The 18,070-nt window shown below is 70.2% G+C and carries 17 protein-coding genes; 16 read left to right on the top strand and 1 reads right to left on the bottom strand.

Annotated features, from left to right (window positions below; all coding sequences use genetic code 11):
* Window positions 1–132 precede the first annotated feature (132 nt).
* From ACIQCJ_RS14345 to ACIQCJ_RS14330, 4 genes are all read left to right on the top strand, one after another.
* Complete coding sequence (locus ACIQCJ_RS14345; RefSeq protein WP_355342566.1) at window positions 133–1,419, top strand: ArsB/NhaD family transporter; 1,287 nt, start codon at window positions 133–135, stop codon at window positions 1,417–1,419.
* Window positions 1,420–1,804: 385 nt separating this feature from the next.
* Entirely contained in the window at window positions 1,805–2,167 is a 363-nt protein-coding gene (locus ACIQCJ_RS14340) for a hypothetical protein (RefSeq protein ID WP_355342563.1), read from the top strand.
* A 227-nt stretch (window positions 2,168–2,394) separates the two neighbouring features.
* Complete coding sequence (locus ACIQCJ_RS14335) at window positions 2,395–3,639, top strand: NAD(P)/FAD-dependent oxidoreductase (protein ID WP_402711522.1); 1,245 nt, start codon at window positions 2,395–2,397, stop codon at window positions 3,637–3,639.
* Between the two features lie 199 nt (window positions 3,640–3,838).
* Window positions 3,839–4,192, top strand: a complete 354-nt coding sequence (locus ACIQCJ_RS14330) for a PRC-barrel domain-containing protein (protein WP_355342557.1) — start codon at window positions 3,839–3,841, stop codon at window positions 4,190–4,192.
* Here the strand turns inward: ACIQCJ_RS14330 and ACIQCJ_RS14325 are convergent.
* Complete coding sequence (locus ACIQCJ_RS14325; protein ID WP_402711521.1) at window positions 4,180–4,821, bottom strand: TetR/AcrR family transcriptional regulator; 642 nt, start codon at window positions 4,819–4,821, stop codon at window positions 4,180–4,182. The genes ACIQCJ_RS14330 and ACIQCJ_RS14325 overlap by 13 nt on opposite strands.
* 141 nt (window positions 4,822–4,962) lie before the next feature.
* On the opposite strand from ACIQCJ_RS14325, the gene ACIQCJ_RS14320 reads away from it, so the two are divergent.
* From ACIQCJ_RS14320 to ACIQCJ_RS14265, 12 genes are all read left to right on the top strand, one after another.
* Complete coding sequence (locus ACIQCJ_RS14320; RefSeq protein WP_402711520.1) at window positions 4,963–6,114, top strand: FAD-dependent oxidoreductase; 1,152 nt, start codon at window positions 4,963–4,965, stop codon at window positions 6,112–6,114.
* A gap of 326 nt (window positions 6,115–6,440) precedes the next feature.
* Window positions 6,441–7,094: an RNA polymerase sigma factor gene (locus ACIQCJ_RS14315; RefSeq protein ID WP_355342550.1), complete on the top strand. Its 654-nt coding sequence runs from the start codon at window positions 6,441–6,443 to the stop codon at window positions 7,092–7,094.
* Window positions 7,091–8,185, top strand: a complete 1,095-nt coding sequence (locus tag ACIQCJ_RS14310) for a CU044_5270 family protein (protein WP_402711519.1) — start codon at window positions 7,091–7,093, stop codon at window positions 8,183–8,185. Before ACIQCJ_RS14315 ends, ACIQCJ_RS14310 begins: the two co-directional genes overlap by 4 nt.
* Before the next feature lie 130 nt (window positions 8,186–8,315).
* Window positions 8,316–9,335 (top strand): aldo/keto reductase, encoded by a 1,020-nt coding sequence (locus ACIQCJ_RS14305; protein WP_402711518.1) that lies wholly within the window; start codon window positions 8,316–8,318, stop codon window positions 9,333–9,335.
* A 270-nt stretch (window positions 9,336–9,605) separates the two neighbouring features.
* Window positions 9,606–10,181 carry a hypothetical protein gene (locus ACIQCJ_RS14300; protein ID WP_402711517.1) on the top strand — a complete coding sequence of 192 codons (576 nt, stop codon included), beginning with the start codon at window positions 9,606–9,608 and terminating at the stop codon, window positions 10,179–10,181.
* A gap of 135 nt (window positions 10,182–10,316) precedes the next feature.
* Window positions 10,317–11,300, top strand: a complete 984-nt coding sequence (locus ACIQCJ_RS14295) for a PQQ-binding-like beta-propeller repeat protein (protein ID WP_402711516.1) — start codon at window positions 10,317–10,319, stop codon at window positions 11,298–11,300.
* 22 nt (window positions 11,301–11,322) lie between these two features.
* Window positions 11,323–12,182 (top strand): IS5 family transposase gene (locus tag ACIQCJ_RS14290; RefSeq protein WP_402711737.1). Its coding sequence is split into 2 segments (ribosomal slippage): window positions 11,323–11,680 and window positions 11,680–12,182, totalling 861 coding nucleotides; the frame shifts between segments, so codons are not numbered across the junction.
* A 668-nt stretch (window positions 12,183–12,850) separates the two neighbouring features.
* Entirely contained in the window at window positions 12,851–13,924 is a 1,074-nt protein-coding gene (locus ACIQCJ_RS14285; protein ID WP_366823751.1) for a substrate-binding domain-containing protein, read from the top strand.
* The gene (locus ACIQCJ_RS14280) at window positions 13,921–14,904 is read left to right on the top strand and encodes an ROK family protein (protein WP_391046092.1); all 984 of its coding nucleotides are present in this window, start codon (window positions 13,921–13,923) and stop codon (window positions 14,902–14,904) included. Before ACIQCJ_RS14285 ends, ACIQCJ_RS14280 begins: the two co-directional genes overlap by 4 nt.
* Window positions 14,901–15,725, top strand: coding sequence for an ATP-binding cassette domain-containing protein (locus ACIQCJ_RS14275; RefSeq protein WP_188280229.1), 825 nt, complete (start codon window positions 14,901–14,903; stop codon window positions 15,723–15,725). The genes ACIQCJ_RS14280 and ACIQCJ_RS14275 overlap by 4 nt, the downstream gene beginning before the upstream one ends.
* Window positions 15,722–16,963 carry a sugar ABC transporter permease gene (locus ACIQCJ_RS14270; protein WP_391046090.1) on the top strand — a complete coding sequence of 414 codons (1,242 nt, stop codon included), beginning with the start codon at window positions 15,722–15,724 and terminating at the stop codon, window positions 16,961–16,963. The genes ACIQCJ_RS14275 and ACIQCJ_RS14270 overlap by 4 nt, the downstream gene beginning before the upstream one ends.
* On the top strand, window positions 16,960–17,985 hold the full coding sequence (locus ACIQCJ_RS14265; RefSeq protein WP_355342528.1) for an SIS domain-containing protein: 1,026 nt from the start codon (window positions 16,960–16,962) through the stop codon (window positions 17,983–17,985). Before ACIQCJ_RS14270 ends, ACIQCJ_RS14265 begins: the two co-directional genes overlap by 4 nt.
* Window positions 17,986–18,070: the final 85 nt, after the last annotated feature.

Raw genomic sequence — 18,070 nt, 5'->3', positions numbered from 1 at the left:
GATTACGCCCGGACGGCTGATCACGCCCGGACGTCTGCTCCCGCCGGGACGGCTGAGTCCGGCTGGACGTCTCATGGCGCCGGGACGGCTGATCCCGTCGTGCGGCGGCGCGAGCCGGTCGGGGGGTGACCGGTGAGCGCCGTCGTCGCGCTGGCCATCTTCTCGGTGGCGTTCTTCTTCATCGCCACCGAGAAGGTCGACAAGGTCAAAGTCGTACTGGTCGCGGCCGCCGTGATGCTGGTGTTCGGCCTCGCGCCCGGAGCCGAGGTGTGGTTCTCCCAGCACGCCGGGGTCGACTGGGAGGTCATCCTCCTGCTGCTCGGGATGATGATCATCGTCGGGGTGCTGAAGCAGACCGGCCTCTTCGACTACCTCGCCATCTGGTCCGCGAAGCGGTCGGGCGGCCGGCCGTACCGGCTGATGGTCATGCTGATGCTGATCACCGCTGTCGCGTCGCCGTTCCTGGACAACGTCACCACGATCATGCTGGTCGCCCCGGTGACCGTGGTGGTCTGCAACCGGCTGCACATTCCCGCGCAGCCGTACCTGATCGCGGAGATCCTGGCCTCCAACATCGGCGGCGCCGCGACCCTGATCGGCGATCCGCCGAACATCATCATCGGCAGCCGCGCCGGGCTGACCTTCACGGACTTCCTGGTGCACATGGCCCCGATCGTCGTCGTGATCTTCGCGGTCTTCGTGCTCTTCACCCGGGTGCTGTTCCGCAAGTCGTTCCGGTACAACCCGGAGCACGTCAACGCGGTCCTGGCGTTGCAGGAGCGGCGGGCGATCACGGACGTACGGCTGCTGGTGCGCTGCCTGGCCGTACTCGCGCTGGTGGTGGTCGCCTTCTCGCTGCACTCCGTACTGCACCTCGACCCTTCGGTGGTGGCGCTGGTCGGCGCCGGGCTGATGCTGCTGGTCTCCCGGATGGACGTCACCGAGGTGCTCAACGAGGTCGAGTGGCCCACCCTGGTCTTCTTCATGGGCCTGTTCGTGATGGTCGCCGGTCTGGGGCACACCGGGGTGATCAGCACGTTCGGCGATTGGGTGGTCGGCCAGGTGGACGGCAACTTCTTCGGCGCCGCGACCGCCCTGCTGTTCGGTTCGGCGATCCTGGGGGCCTTCTTCGACAACATCCCGTACGTCGCCTCCATGGCCCCGGTGGTCGAAGGGCTGGTGGCCGAGGCGCCCGACGAGCGCACCGGTCAGGCGATCTGGTGGGCCTTCGCCCTCGGCGCGGACTTCGGCGGCAACGGCACGGCGGTGGCGGCCAGCGCCAACGTGGTGGCGATCGGCATCGCCGCCCGCAGCGGCCACCGCATCTCGTTCTGGCAGTTCACCCGTTACGGCATCATCGTGACGACCATGAGCTGCGTGATCGCCTGGCTCTACATCTGGCTCCGCTACTTCCTCTGAGCGGGCCGAGGCTTCTCCGAGCGGGCCGAAGCTTCTCCGAGCAGGCCGCATTCCCTCCGAGCGAGCCCGCCGACCGGGCAGGACATCCCGTCCTGCCCGGTCGGCGCGCTGCCGCGCGGCCGACCGACCGCGGTCTCACCTCGCCCCGGCGTCTCGCGCCCCGGTGTCCCCGGCAGCCCCTCCCGCCATCCTCCGACGCCCCTGACGCATCACTGAACTCACTTCTTTTCAGGCTGAGTTACGGAAATTTCTTTCACTTGCCCGGCTTATTGCGCGACTGTGTCGCCGAACCTACGATCGGTGGCGCGCGGTGACCCCGCCCCGTCCCACGGATGCTGCTTCCGGCTCGTTCCGCTCCCCCCGCCCACCGAAGGGACAACGACCTGTGAGAAAGCTCCGTCTGACCGCCGCCGCGTGTACCGCGGCCCTGGCCGCCCTGCTGGTACCGGGCGCCGCCACCGCGTCCGCGAGCACCACGGACTGGCCCAGCGGCTGCCAGTACTACACCGACTTCGACTTCATCTACGGCCAGCTCTCGATCTACAACAGCAAGGTCTGCAACGGCGTCAGCCAGCCCGCCTACGCCGTGATCGAGAAGGTCAGCAGTACGGGCACGATCACCGCGGTGGCGTACGGCGTCGGCATCGTCCGCTACACCTGCCAGGGCACCGCCGTGAACACCTTCCGCTTCGACGGTGACCTCAGCCACCAGGTGACCCTGACCCCGGGGGCGCTTCCCTGCGGCTGACCACCGCGCACCCGTCCGCCGCCTCCCCCTCCGGCCGACGGTGAAGACGGGTCCTGTCACGGCGGTGGCAGGACCCGTCCACCGGCGGGCGCCCGCGCGGAGCCGGTGATCCCATGGGCTCACAGGCCGTGGCAGACGTGCGGGGCCGCCGACGGCCTGCCATGATCCGCAGGAAGAGGCAGCGCGTCGCCGAATCCGCGTTGCCCGTCGCGGGGCGGGAGGCTCGAATGACACGCGGAGCGAGTGAAGGCGCCGTCGACGTGGTGGTCGTCGGCGCGGGTGTGGCGGGGCTGGCCTGCGCGCAGGACCTGGTGGCCGCGGGGCTGCGCGTGCGAGTGCTGGAAGCGTCGGACGCGGCGGGCGGCAGGATGCGTACCGACGTACGCGACGGGTTCCGCTTCGACCGCGGCTTCCAGGTGGTCAACACCTCCTACCCGCAGTTGCGCCGTCGCCTGCGGCTGAGCGAGCTGCGTCTGCGGCCGTTCACGCCGGGCCTTCTGGTGCACACCCCTCAGGGGAAGCTCCGCCTGGGCGACCCGACGCGTCACCCGCGGATGGCGGCCGACCTGCGGCCCGGGCGGTTGGCCACGCTGCGTGATCTCGCCGGACTCGCCATGATGAGCGGCCGCGACCTGCTGGCACCGCCCCGCGTCCTCAAACGCCAGACGGACCGCACGACCCGCACCGCGCTCGCGCAGGCGGGCATCGGCGACGAACTGGTCGAAACCCTGTTCCGCCCGTTCCTGTCGGGAGTCTTCCTGGAGGACGAGCTGGAGACCTCCAGCCGGTTCTTCCATCTGGTGTGGCGCTCCATGCTGCGCGGCACGCTGTGCCTGCCCGCTCGGGGAGTCGCCGCGGTGCCCGAGCTGATGGCGGCCACGCTGCCGGACGGCACCGTCACCTTCGACGTCCCCGTGGAACGGCTCACCGACGACGGGGTGCTGACGGCCCGCGGTGACGAACTGGCCGCGCCCGCGGTGGTCGTCGCCGCCGGCCCGGCCGCCGCGGCCTCACTCGTACCCGGCCTGCGCGTACCGGCGACGCGATCGGTCACCACGTACTACCACGCGGCTCCTGAACGACCGCGCGCCGAACCGACGCTCATCGTGGACACCGCACGGCGCGTGCTCAACACCGTCGTGCTCAGCGAGGTCAGTCCCACCTACGCGCCGCCCGGCCGGGCCCTGGTCTCCACCTCCGTGCTCGGAGTCGACGAGACCGAGGGCGCCGAGGCGGAGGTGCGCCGGGTACTGGCCGAGCTCTACGAGGCCGACACCACGACGTGGGAGCCGGTGGCCGCCTACCGCGTCGCCGAAGCGCTGCCCGCCATGCCGCCGCCGTGGCCGCTCAGCCGTACCACGCGGGTCTCGCCCGGCCGCTACGTCTGCGGCGATCACCGGGCCACCGGCTCGGTCCAGGGGGCGATGGCCTCCGGCGCCCGCGCGGCTCGCGAGCTGCTCGCCGATCGCTGAGACCGTTCGATAGGTGAGGCCGTTCGATCTCTGAGGTCGTTCGGGCGTTGAGGTCGTTCGGGCGGGCGAGTCGGGGCCTGAGGTGTGGGCGCGGGGCGGGCGGGCACGCGACCGTCTGAGTACGCGTCACCGGCGAGCAGATGCCGCGACGGCATTCTCGTCACTCGGGGCGCGACGTTTCCGATGGAGGAGCCGCGACATGAGGGACAACATCTGGGGCTATCAGCACACCACCGGCCATACGGCGGGGACCGACCTGATCGGTTACCAGGTCGAGGCGACGGACGGTCACATCGGCAAGGTCGACAAGCACTCCGACGACTTCGACTCGGCGTATCTGGTCGTCGATACCGGTGTGTGGATCTTCGGCAAGCACGTACTGCTCCCCGCGGGCACCGTACGGTCGATCGACACGGCGGACCAGAAGATCTTCGTCGATCTCACGAAGGACCAGATCAAGAGCTCCCCGGAGTTCGTCGTGGACGAGCACACCGGTGATACCCACTACCGCGAGCTGGTGGCTCGGTACTACGAGAACCACTACAACATCTGACCCGCCGTCGGGGCGGCGGGGCCGGGCGGGGCGACCGCGGCCGTCCATCCCCGGTCGAGCAGGAGCATCGCCTGGTCGATCGCGGCGACGGGATCGGGACGGGAACCGGCGAAGGCGAGGGTTTCCAGGGTGAAGCGGGCGTAGGCGGCGCAGAGCAGGTCGTCGTGGGGGCGGCCGGTCTGCTCGGCGAGGGCGACGGCCAGGGCGTTCTCGTGGCGCAGGGTCATCGCGCGCGCGTACTCGCGCAGGGCCGGGGTCTGCCGGACGAGCTCCTGGAGGTCGGCGAAGCGCGGGTCACGCGTGTGGGGCGAGGTGGCGAAGCCCGTGAAGTGCGCGCGCAGGGCCTCGGGGATCGTCCGGTCCGCGGGGCGGTCGGTCACCGCGGCGACCAGGCGGGCCTCGTTCCCGGCGTCCTCGTCGAAGACCAGGGCCTCCTTGCCGCCGGGGAAGTAGTTGAACACCGTCGACACCGACACATCGGCGGACTCGGCGATCTCGCGGACGCTCACCTGGTCGTATCCGCGCTCCAGGAACAGCCGCAGCGCGGCGTCGGCGATCGCCTGCCGGGTGGCGGCCTTCTTGCGTTCGCGCCTTCCGGTGGGGGCGGCCCGGCCGATGGTGTCGTCCATGCGCCGACCGTATCCCGAAAGTTGTCATCGCACCATTATTGGAGTCGTTGTATGTTTGGAGGCGTTCGAATAATGTGACGGCGCCGGACATGCCTGCGGCATCGGGCCGCGGCCGTCCGGCGTCGGCGAGAGGAACCACCCATGAACCCCACGAACCCCGTAGCACCGGCCCAGGCCAGGATCAGCGTCATCGGCGCGGGACCCGGCGGCCTGACCTGCGCCCGCATCCTCCAGCGGCGCGGCCTCGCGGTCACCGTCTACGACCGCGAGGCCGGTCCCGACGTCCGCGACCAGGGCGGCTCCCTGGACCTGCACGCCGACAACGGCCAGATCGCCCTGCGCGAGGCCGGTCTGCTGGAGGAGTTCTTCGCGCTGTCCCGGCCCGAGGGCCAGGAGATGCGGCTGCTTGACCCGGACGGCACGATCACCGTCCGGCACGTCCCGGAAGCCGACGAGCTGTTCAAGCCGGAGATCGACCGCGGGGTGCTGCGCGACCTGCTCCTGCGGTCGGTCGAACCGGGAACGATCCTCTGGGGAAAGGGACTTGAGTCCGTCGGCGGTCCCGCCGAGGGACCGCGGCTGCTGCGCTTCACCGACGGCACCACCGTGGAGACCGACCTGGTCATCGGCGCCGACGGCGCCTCGTCACGCGTACGCCCGGCTGTCTCGGCCGCCGTCCCCGCGTACACGGGGGTGAGCTTCCTGGAGGCCTGGTTCGACGACGTCGACAACAGCCACCCCGAGATCGCCGAACTGGTCGGCCAGGGCATGGCCCACGCGGGCGACGGCGAACGCGCGCTGGTGGCCCAGCGCAACGGCGGCGACCACATCCGCGTCTACATCGTCCAGCAGGTCCCGGCCGACTGGATCAGCCGCGGCGGCCTGGCCGCCGACGACACCGACGCCGTCCGCGCCCTGCTCCAGGAGCGGTTCGCCCACTGGTCGGCGCCCATGCGCCGGCTCATCACCGACAACGACGGCCCCTACGTCCAGCGGCCGATCTTCGCCCTGCCGGTCCCGCACACCTGGGAGCCGCACCCCACCGTGACACTCCTGGGCGACGCCGCCCACCTCATGCCCCCGCTGGGCGTCGGCGTCAACCTCGCCATGCTCGACGCCGGTGAACTCGCCGTCGCCCTGGCCACCGAGGCCACCGTCGCCGACGCCGTCCGCGCCTACGAGAGCACCATGCTCCCTCGCTCCACCGAGACCGCCGAACTCCTCGACGGCGCCGTCGCGGACCTCCTCACCCCCGACCTCCCCGACTTCGCCGACGCCCCCGCAAGGCCCTGATCCCGCAGAGACCTCTCTCGGCCCTGAGCCGCGAGGGCGGATTCCGTCATACGAGCCCCGGCGCTCCGTCGGTGGCGGGACGGAGCGCCGCGGGCCCCGGTCAGCAGGTCGTGAAGGCGACGCGGGCGTTGTCGTAGGAGCAGACGTGGAGAACGAGGCCGGGCACCCCCCTTGCGGGCCCGGCAGACCCGTACTTCACCAGATAACGGAGCGCACCGTCAGCCCTTTGTGCAAACCGGACGCACCGTTACTCTCGGGCGCGGGAAGCGGGCGGGCGGGCGGCTGTGACGGCGGACACAGGAACTCGGCCGGTGCTGCGGAGAGTAATGAGTGTGACGCAAACAGAACCAGCGGAGCCGTTGCGTGGGCGGATCCGTGCCGGAGACCGTTCCGCGTTCGCCGAGCTGTACGAACAGAGCGCGCGGGCGGTCTACAACCATGCGCTGCGGCTGACCGGGAGTTGGCCGGAGGCCGAGGACGTGATGTCCGAGACCTTCCTGGCCGCCTGGCGCGGGCGGGAGACCGTGGAGCCGGAGGGCGGGTCCCTCACGCCATGGCTCCTGGGCATCGCCACGCACAAGGCGCACAACGCCAACCGCGGACGGTGGCGCAGGCTCGCCTTCCTCGCGCGCAGCCCGGAGCCCCGCGCGGTCGAGGACTTCGCGGAGGAGGCGATCGGCCGGATCGACGACGCGCGACGGCTGGCCGCCGTCCACGAGACGCTGCGCCGACTGCGCCGCCAGGACAGGGAGGTGATCGCCCTGTGCGTGGCGGCCGGGCTGGACTACCGGCAAGCCGCCGAGGCACTGGGCATCCCGGTCGGCACCGTGCGCTCGCGGCTCTCGCGCGCCCGCAAGCGACTGGCCGAGCTGAGCGCCGTACCGGCACGCGACACGGCGGGGGAACCGGACCGCGTTCCCGGAGAGAAAGACGGCGAGGCCGTGTTCGCGGCGCTCTTCTTGCAGGAGGAAACCCGATGAAGGCTGACAACGCGCCCGCCACCGTCCCGGCCGAGGCGGAAGAACTGCTGGCCGCCTCGGCCGCCTGGGACCACCTTTCGCCGAGCCGCCATCGGCACCTCAAGGACGTTCTGATGCGGCGGATCGACCAGGACCTCGCCCGCGGGACCCGTACGACGGCGACGACGACGACGCCGATGATGGCGCCGATGGTGGCGACGGCGGCGGCCCCACAGCGCCGCCGCCGGCAACCGCGTCCGATGATGGTGCTTCCCGTGGCGGCCGCACTGACCGCCGTGCTCGTCGTCACCGCGTCCGGCGGCGGACACGCCCCTGGGCACTTCCCCGCGGCCCCTCCGGCGCACTACAACAGCGCGTCCGCCACGCTCAGCCGCATCGCCGCCGTCGCCATGACGGGCAACGTGACGCCGGTGAAGGACGACCAGCTCGTGTATGTCGAGACGCTGACCCGGGGGAACAAGGGCGCGTTCGGCGGCCAGGTCCGGCTCGGCGCGCTGCACAAGCAGGAGTACTGGACCGTCCAGCGCCCCGGCCCCATGACGGAGGAGGGCTGGATCCGTGAATCGGGGAAGGACGCGGTGATGCCGGGGCTGGGGCCCATGGTGGCCACCTCGCCCGTGTACGCGGGACTTGACCACCCCACCTACAAGTGGCTGGCCACGCTGCCCACGGACCCCGAGGCGCTGCGCGCGCTGCTCTACGCCGAGACCGAGCCGTGGGGCACCTCCTCGCTGGACGAGACCGTCTTCTCGAACATCGGCGGGATGCTGAGCACGGCGATCATGCCCCCGGCCACCGCGTCCGCGCTGTACCAGGTCGTGGAGAAGATCCCCGGCGTCCGCGTGGTGCCCGACGCCGTCGACGCGGCGGGCCGGCACGGCTTCGGCATCACTCGCCACGACCCCGGAGCCGCCACCCGCGACACGTGGATCTTCGACAAGGCCACGCTCACGTATCTGGGCTCGCGGTCCTACATGATCGGTCACCAGGGCGACGGCACCGCCGTCGAGACGTTGTACGGCGTGAATGCCGTCATGCGGCGCGGCGTGGTCGACCGCCCTGGTGAGGTCCCCGCGAGCGTCGAGGGCTGACGACGGGCGGGCCGGCCGCCGCAGCCGGACGGTGGCCGGACGAGTCGCCGTACGAAGTGCTGGACGTATTGCCGGACGAAATGCCGGACGTATTGCCGGATGAGACCGGCACGACAGTGGAGAGCGCACCATGAAACGCAGAGTCCTCGGCGGTACGGGTATGTCGGTGAGCGAATTCGCCCTCGGGACGATGATGCTCGGCGTGATGGGCAACACCGACCACGGCGAGTCCGTGGCGATGATCCACACCGCGCTGGACGCAGGCATCAACTTCATCGACACCGCGGACGTCTATTCCGCGGGTGAGAGCGAGGAGATCGTCGGCAAGGCGCTGAAGGGGCGGCGCGACGAGGTCGTCCTCGCCACCAAATTCGGGCTGCCGATCGGATCGGACGACAACCGGCGGGGCGGATCGCGCAGGTGGATCACCCAGGCGGTGGAGGGGAGCCTGCGCCGTCTCGGCACCGACCGCATCGACCTCTACCAGATGCACCGCTGGGATCCGTTCACGGACCTCGACGAGACGCTTTCCGCGCTCTCGGACCTGATCCGGGCCGGGAAAGTACGGGCGATCGGCTCGTCGCTGTTCCACCCGGAGCAGACGGTCGAGGCGCAGTGGGCCGCCGAGCGCGGCCACCACCACCGCTTCCGGTCCGAGCAGCCGCCGTACAACGTCCTGCTGCGCGGCGTCGAGGCCACCACGCTGCCGGCCGCCCAGCGATACGGCATGGGCGTCCTCACCTTCGGCCCGCTCGGATCCGGCTGGCTCTCCGGCCGCGCCGATCCCACCGCCGGTCACCGCAACGCGGGAGCCGCCACGCCCCTGTTCGACCAGGCGGAACCGGGGAACCGGGCCAAGGCGAAGGCCGTCGGAGAGCTCACCGAACTGGCCGCCGAAGCGGGGCTGAAACTCGCCCATCTGGCCACCGCGTTCGTGCTGACCCACCCGGCGGTCACCTCGGTCCTGCTCGGTCCGCGCACCCCCGCGCAGCTCACCGATCTTCTGGCCGGCGCCGATGTCGCACTCAGCGACGACGTACTGGACCGCATCGACGAGATCGTCCCGCCGGGGGTCAACCTCAACCAGAAGGACATCCTCTTCCTGCCCTCCACCCTCGGCGACAAGCACACCCGCCGCCGCCCCCGCTGACGCCGCCCCAGGACGAGTTGCCCCCGACGACGGGCTCGGTCCCCTCCAGGTGCGCGGGGACCAGCTTGGGGCTGTTTCCTCCAGGGACGACCGATGACCCCGGGGGCCCAGCGGCACACCGGGATGGGGTCCGTACGGGCAGTGACCTGTACGGGCCACGATCTTTCGGACGGGGCCGCACCGGCACCGGGCTTGACATCGTGACGACGCGTTCGCGCGATCCTCGGGGGTAGACGACTGTCCTTGTGGCGACGGCAGTTGGGGGCGCGGATGAGCAGCGAGTACCGCCAGGACGGGGATGTGGACTGGGACGGTGAACGCCGTTGGTACGACCGCCTGTGGGTGCGTGTCGGGACGGCAGTGGCCTTCCTCGCGGTGATGTACGCCGCGCTGTGGTTCTGGCTGGGCTTCAACTTCGGCGGTTTCGCGGGCGGCTTGGGCGCCGCCACGGCGGGCTTGTGGCGGCAACGGACCTTCCGGCGACACCTCGCCGAGGAGGCCGGAATCCGGCCCCGGCAGATCCCGGTGGTCGCCCGCCGCCTGCGCAAGGGACGCGTTCCCGCGGACCCGGCCGTACGGCACGCCATGACCGTCCTTCTGCGACGCCAACGCAAGGCGGCGCGCAGCGGCCTTCGGTGGCTGCCCTGGCTCGCCGGGTTCTATCTCGTCCTCGGCGCCATCTTCCTGATCGTGGGTACCACCGGCTTCGGTGTCTTCTGCCTGACGATCGGCGTCCTCCTCGCCGCCGCCCGGGCCGCCCACAGCCGCACAACCAGACGCCTCGACCGAGCCGAAGCCCGACTCATCCCTCCGCCGCCCCCTCCCGCCACCATGGCTCCCGGCTGACGGTGACACTCTCCGTCGCGCATAGTCGCCTTCAACGAGGTGCGTCGATCCGTCAGGGGTCGGGTGGGGAATTCTGGGATGCGGCCTCCGCTCGTCGGAGCTCTGGAGATGTGTCGGCGCCGCGTAATGCGGAGATTGGGAAGCGTTGTGCTCGAATTGCTAGATGTGGTCCTGGAAACAGTGTTTGCGGAAGAAGCTCCGGACGGCGTCGTGCCGGTTTTGGCTCAAGGTGAGAGTGATACACCCATATTGCTCTCAAACGGTACCGGCTACGATTGTTGGCGTTGGGACCCTCGCACCGGTGAAATGCTCTGGAGGTTTGCGGGCGAGGATCTGATATCGACGCTTGCGGTGGCCGCCCCGACGAATGGTGATGCCGTCGTCGCGGTGGCCACGGATATCGGGGTGGTGCGGGTTGATGCTGCAAGTGGCAGGCCCGTGCCCGTTGGCGCGATGGCTGAGTTTGATGACACCGCTTGGGACGTCACCAGTGGGCCGCTGCCCGGTGGGCGAGCGTTCATCGCTGTTGCCGCGCAGTGTGAGCCGTTCATCCACTATTGGGACGCGACTACCGGCGAAGCGTTGAGCCCTCAACTGACGGGGCCGGATTATCCGCTGAAGACCATCACGTCACTGTCGCTCAAGGACGGCACGGTCCTCATCGCGGCGGAGGACGAGGCTGGAGTTGTGTATCGGTGGGTCGCCTCGACCGGCGAGCCATTCGGATCACATATTCATGGTTTTGGCGAATACAACATGAGGATGACTGCGCTGACGCATCCCGACGGCCGGGCTGTCCTGGCGTCACTCGACATGAATGGAAACTTGTCTCGGTATAACGGGGTGACTGGTGAGCCGCTGGGTCCTCCTTTGTCGATGGGATCGGACGTCGGTGCCATCGCCGCGGGCTGTTTGAATGAGTCCGCGCTTCTGTTCGTGTCTTCCGGTGCGGGCCCTGTACACATTCTCGATGCCTTCACGGGGGAAGCTGCCTATGCGCCGATCCCGGGTAACAACCCAGCGGTTCTCGAGTGTTCTGACGGCGCTATCCTGTTGGCTACGGTTCACGCATCCGACGACTATGCAACGGTGAGCCGATTGACTCACCCTTCCGGCTAGGCCGTTTCGTTCGGATCATCTGATCGTTGGTCCGGGTGTGCCGTTAAGCGACGCGCAGTGGGCGCGGATCGAGCCGTTGTTGCCGGACCGGACGCCTCGGCGGGGTGGGCGGTGGCGGGATCACCGTGAGGTGATCGATGCGATCGCCTTCAAGTTTCAGACGGGGTCTCAGTGGGTCCATCTGCCGGATAAGTACGGCAACTGGCGCGGGGTGTACAACCGGCTGCGGATGTGGGCGGTGGACGGCACCTGGGAGCGGGTCTTCACCGCGCTGATGGCCCGGGCCGACGCGGATGAGGACCTGACCTGGGCCGTCTCGGTGGACTCCACGATCGTGCGCGCGCATCAGCACGCGGCCGGGGCCCGTAAAAAGGGGTCCCGGCCGGCGAGCCGCACGACCATGCCATCGGCCGATCCCGCGGAGGACTGACCACGAAGATCCACCTGGCGTCCGACGACCGCTGCAGGCCGATGGCCTTCGTGCTGACCGCCGGGCAAGCCGGTGACGCACCCGCCTTCCCCGACGTCATGGCCCGCCTGCGCGTCCCCCGCCCGCGCGGGCGGCCCCGCACCCGACCCGATGTGGTCCTGGCCGACAAGGCGTACTCCTCCCGCGCCATCCGCGACCACCTCCGCAGACGGGGCATCCGGGCAGTCATCCCCGTCCCGGCCGACCAGCGCGGCCACCGACTCCGCCGGGGCAGCCGCGGCGGCAGACCGCCGGGCTTCGACCGTGACGCCTACAAGCAGCGCAACACCGTCGAGCGGTGCATCAACCGCTTGAAGCAGTGGCGCGGCCTCGCCACGAGATACGACAAGACCGCGACCATCTACCTCGCCGGACTCCACCTCGCCGGCATCTTCATCTGGTCCGCCCGATGATCCAAACGAAACGCCCTAGCTCGGCCACTGCGGGCGGGCCGCCGAAGTCGGCGGAACCGCCATGGGTCGGTGCTGGTCTTGGAGCCGCCCGGGAATGGATCTTCGCCCACCTGAGGTGAGCCGAGGAGGCTGCGCCGATCCGGTCGCGCGTCCGCTCGCCGGGCATCTTGCGGGTCCTCGTCCACGCCGCCGCCCGTGCGCTGTCGTCCGCTGGGCCCACGTGCGTCCCCAAGGTTCCACAGGCCGTCCAGTTCGCTTGCCTCCGGTGAGGCGCGTCCGGGCCGGCCTCTTCGTGTCTGCGGGGGCTTTCTGTTCGGAGGGGGTCGGTGCGCCGGGGTGGGATTGCATACGACCGGTGGTTCGTACCAGAGGGAGGGCGGGGGTCGGGGGGAATCGCGGGGGAGTTGGGGTCGACGGGGGCGGCGGCGCGGGCTGTGCGGGTGGGGCAGAGGGAAATTTGCTGGTCACCTCGGGGTAATACCAGTGGTTTGCTTAGGTTATCGAGCTGTAATACCAGAGGGTTGACCACTGGTTGATACCAGATCTAGCTTGAGGCAACTCACCCCGCTACACATGGCTCAGAGGTGGACGAAACTCTCATGAACGTTACTTCTCATTCACACCGCCGACGCATGGCCGTTGCGGGGGTGGCTGTAGTTGGAGCCCTCATGCTGGCCTCGTGCTCGTCGGACACATCCGACGCGACCTCCGGCTCGACCGGCGGCTCCGGCGGCGGCAAGGCCAAGGACAAGCCGATCGTGGCGCTGCTGCTCCCGGAGAACGCGACCGCCCGGTACGAGGCGCGGGACAAGCCGACCTTCGAGAAGCAGCTCGCGGAGAGCTGCCCCAAGTGTCAGCTCCGCTACTACAACGCGGCCGGGGACGCGAGCAAGCAGCTCAGCCAGGCCGAGTCCGCGCTGACCGAAGGGGCCAGCGTGCTGGTGATCGACCCCGTCGACTCCAAGGCCGCCGGGGCCGTGGTCGCCAGCGCCCGCAGGCAGGGCGCGAAGGTCATGAGCTACGACCGCGTCATCTACAACGCGGCCGTGGACTACGGGGTGAAGTTCGACAACGTCCAGCAGGGCGCCGTCGGCATGCAGTCACTGCTCGACAAGCTGAAGAAGGACGGCAAGACCTCCGGCAACGTCGTCATGATGAACGGCGACCCCGTCGACTCGGGCGCCAAGCCGGAGAAGGACGGCGCGCACAGCGTCATCGACAAGTCCGGCTTCACCGTCGCCGCCGAGTACGACACCAAGGGCTGGTCGGCGGCCAACGCGCAGAACCAGATGCAGCAGGCCATCACCAAGCTCGGCGCGTCCAAGATCGCCGGTGTCTACGCGGGCAACGACGGCATGGCCACCGGTGTCGTCGCCGCGCTGAAGAGCGCGGGCATCAAGCCGATGCCGCCCGTCACGGGCCTCGACACGCAGCTCGACGCCATCCAGAACATGGTCGCGGGCGACCTGTACGAGAGCACGTACCTGCCGGTCGAGACCGAGGCGCGGATCGGCGCCAAGGCCGCCGCCGCCCTCGCCACCGGGCAGAAGCCCTCCGGCGAACTGCTCAACGGCACCATCGACGACGGCGCGGGCAAGGTGCCCGCCTACCTGCTCGAATCCATCGCCGTGACGATGGAGAACATGAAGGAAATCCTGCTCGACAGCGGCTATCTGACCGTCGATCAGATCTGCACGGCCAACTACAAGAAGGCGTGCGTCGAGGCGGGACTCATCAAGTGACCTCCTTCTCCACCGGCGATGCCGCCCAGGTCGTCGCAGTCGACCTGGGCGGCACCACCGCCCGCGCGGCGCTCGTCGACCGCGGCGGAACCGTGACCGCCAGGCTCAAGGAGCCCGTCCGGCACGACGCGGCGCACGAGCAGGTCGCCGATCTCATGACGCGGATCGCGGCCGGTACGGACGCCGTCTCGGCGGTCGTCGGACTGCCGGGACGGGTGGACCACGTCGAGGGCCGTCTGCACGTGGCGCGCAATCTGCCGTCCACCGACCTCGGCCGCCTGTCGGCCGCGTACCTCTCCGAGGCCACCGGACTCGCCGTCGAGCTGGCCGGTGACGCCGAGTTGGCCGCGATCGGCGAGGCGTACTTCGGCGCCGGGTCCACCGCGGGGACAACGGCCTATCTGACCCTCTCGACGGGGATCGGCGCGGCGGTGGTGAGCGACGGCCGCGTGCTGTCCGGACGCGTGTCGGGGTTCCAGATCGGATTCCTGCACCTGCTCGGCGCCGGGCGCCCCATGATCGAGGACCTCGGCTCGGGACAGCGCGTACGCGAGGCCGGGCGTGAACTGGGCAGGGACGTCGACTACCGCGCCCTGACCGACCTCGCCTCAAGCGACGGCGCCCCCGGCGCCGACCCCGTACCGACCGCGCCCCACCCCCGCGCCCTGGCCGCCGCCGCCCTCACCGACATCGCCGACGCGGCGGCCGCCGCCGCGATCCTCCTGTGCCACGTCGTCTCACCCGACGTACTGGTCGTCGGCGGCGGCCTCGCCCGCGCGGCCGGCGCGCAGCTCCTCGACGAGCTCGACCGCCGCATCAGCGACACCGCGCGCTCGCACGTCTCCTGGGACGTCGACGTACGCGCCGCCGTGTGCGGCGACGACGCCGGTCTCGTCGGCGCCGGCGCGTGGCACCTCGCCCAACCGATCGCGGTCGCCACCGCGGCGGACCGACTCGGCATGAAAGGAGACCGCCGATGACAACGACCGTTGACAGGGCGGCCGACCGGGCGGGAGAACGCCCGCCGCCCGTGCTGGAACTCGAACACATCAGCAAGAGCTTCGGCGCCGTTCAGGCGCTCAGCGACGTCAGCATGACCGTCGCCGCGGGAGAGGTCGTCGCGCTCGTCGGCGACAACGGCGCGGGCAAGTCCACCCTGATCAAGACGATCGCCGGTACGCACCCCCGCGACGGCGGCACCATGGCGGTGAACGGCGAGCCGGTCTCCCCGCGCAAGCCCACGGACTCCACCCGCCTCGGCATCGCGACGGTGTACCAGGACCTCGCGCTGTGCGACAACCTCGACATCGTCGCCAACCTCTTCCTCGGCCGCGAGAAGCACCACGGCGGCTTCCTGAGCGCGCTCGACATGGAAGAGGTCGCCGTCGGGCTGCTCAAGCGGCTCTCGGTCAAGATCAAGGACCTGCGCGCGCCCGTCTCCTCGCTCTCCGGCGGGCAGCGCCAGTCGGTGGCCATCGCGCGGTCCCTGCTCGGCGATCCGCGGCTGGTCATCCTGGACGAGCCCACCGCGGCGCTCGGCGTCGAGCAGACCGCCGAAGTGCTCGAACTCATCGAGCGGCTGCGGAGCGAAGGGCACGCCGTCCTCATGGTGAGCCACAACCTGGCCGACGTCTTCGACGTGGCGGACCGCATCGTCTGCCTGCGGCTCGGGCGCAGCGTCACCGAGTTCCCCGTCGAGGGGACCACAGAAGAACAGGTCGTCGCCGCCATCACCGGCGTCGCCGACAGCAGTGCCCAAAAGCGCCGGACGCTGCGCCGCGACCGGGCTCAGGAAGGATGACCGTGACCACCAACACCGCAACCGCCCCCGCCGGGCAGAGCGTGCTGCCGCCAGGACCGCCGGCGCAGGAGAACTGGGTGCGCGAGCGCGTCCAGCGCCTGCGTACCGGCGACTTCGGGGCGCTGCCCGTCATCCTCGGCCTCGTCGTCATCTCGCTGGTCTTCCAGATCGCCAACCAGCGGTTCCTCTCGCCGCAGAACCTCTCCAACCTGAGCCTGCAGATCGCCTCGACCGGCGTCATCGCGCTCGGCATCGTGTTCGTCCTGATCATCGGCGAGATCGACCTGTCCGCCGGATCGGTGAGCGGGATCACCTCCGCCTCCATGGTGGTGCTGAGCATCAACCAGGGCTGGCCGCCGGTCCTCGCGATCGTCCTGGCCGTCGTGTTCGGCGCCGCGATCGGCCTGTTCCACGGCTTCATCTTCACCAAGCTCGGCGTTCCGTCGTTCGTGCTGACCCTGGGCGGCCTGCTCGCCTGGCAGGGCGGCCAACTCCTCGTCCTGGGCAACCAGGGCACGATCAACATCCCCTACGACGGCACCATCGCCTCGCTCGCCAACACCACGCTCCCCGCGTGGATCGGATACGTGATCGCCGCTGTCTACGCGGGCGCGGCCTTCGGCGGGACGGTCCTCACCGCCAGACGGCGACGCGAACGCGGCCTGACCGTACGGCCGCTCACCGGGGGCCTGGTGCGCGCCGGAGTGATCACGGTCCTGATCGTCGCGGCGACGACCGTCTTCGCGCGGTGGCACGGCATACCCCTGTCGCTGATCATCTTCGTCGGACTCGTGGTCCTGGTCGACCTGCTGCTGCGCGGCACGACCTTCGGCCGCAAGCTGTTCGCCGTCGGCGGCAACGCCGAGGCGGCCCGCCGGGCGGGCATCCAGGTCGGCACCGTCAAGGTCATCGCCTTCACGATCGCCTCGTCGCTCGCCGCCTTCGGCGGTGTGCTCGCGGCCTCCCGCCTGTTCGCGGTCAACCAGGCCAGCGGCGGCAGCGACATCCTGCTCAACGCGATCGCCGCCGCGGTCATCGGCGGCACCAGCCTGTTCGGCGGACGCGGCACCGCGTACTCCGCACTGCTCGGCATGCTCGTCATCGGAGCGGTGTCCAACGGCATGGATCTGCTGAACCAGACCTCCGCCGTCAAGTACGTGATCACCGGCGCCGTACTCGTGGCCGCCGTGGTGATCGATTCCCTGGCACGACGAGGAAGGGCGGCCAGCGGCCGATGAGTGTCAACGCGTTTCTGCGCCAGGGGTTCATCCCCTTCGACGAGGGCGTGCTGAGCCAGACCAGCCGGCTCACCGAGGTCGCACCGGTGCTGCGCGAGCGGGCGCTCGCCGCGGCGGGTGCGGTCGGCCGCCCCGACCAGGCCACGTTCATCGGCATCGGCGCGAGCCTCGCGGCGCTCGCCGCACCGGTCGCCCACCTGTCGGCGCGCGGCATCCCCAGCGTCCGGCTCAACGCGGCGCAGGCGGGGCCGTTCGACGAGACCACCACGCTCGTCGCGCTGTCCCAGTCGGGCCGCAGCCGCGAGACGGTCGACGTGATGCGCGCGGCCACCGGCCGCAAGCTCGCGGTCGTCAACGTCACCGACTCGCCGATGGCGGCCGCCGCCGACTCGGTGCTGACCCTCGGCGACCTGCCCGACAGCCTCGCCTCGACGATCGGGTTCACCGCCTCGGCGATGGCCGTCTCCATGCTCGCCGAGACCTGGACCGACGGCGAACCGTCGCCGACGTGGCTCAGCCTGGGGGAGCGGCTCGCCGGGTTCCTCGACGCGACCTCCGCGCAGGCCGAGGAGATCGCGGACCGGCTGTCGGCCGCGTCGATCATCGACCTGGTGGCGCCCGCGGACCAGTACGGGGTCGCCGAGAGCGGCGCGCTGCTGCTGCGCGAGGTGACGCGGGTCCCCGCGGCGTCGTTCGAGACGCGGCAGTACCTGCACGGGCTGATGGAGTCCACCCACCCCTCGACGCTGCACATCGTTCTCGACGGTCCCGACGACGGGCAGATCCTGCGCGCCCTCGGCTCGCTCGGCCGTCAGATCGTCGAACTGCGGACGGGCGCTCCCGTCGTCCACGGCGAGCGGACCCTGGTCGTGCCGGTCGAGGCGCACAACCCCCTGGAGATACCGGTGTTCGTGGCGGCGCTGCTGCAACAGGTGGCGCTGCGCTCGGCGCGGGCGCGGGGGATCGATCCGGACGAGTTCCTCTTCCTCGACACCGGAACCAAACTCGACGACGGCGAATAGCCCGGCCGGGCGGCCGTACGAGGGCGGTACGGCCGCCCTCGCACCGTGCGACACGGGCTGCTGATTACGTTCATTCCCACCAACT

This window comes from Streptomyces sp. NPDC093221, from assembly GCF_044753885.1.
Classification (GTDB): Bacteria; Actinomycetota; Actinomycetes; order Streptomycetales; family Streptomycetaceae; genus Actinacidiphila.
The sequence above is the reverse complement of the archived record's forward strand: the minus strand, read 5'-3'. Positions and strand labels throughout refer to the sequence as shown.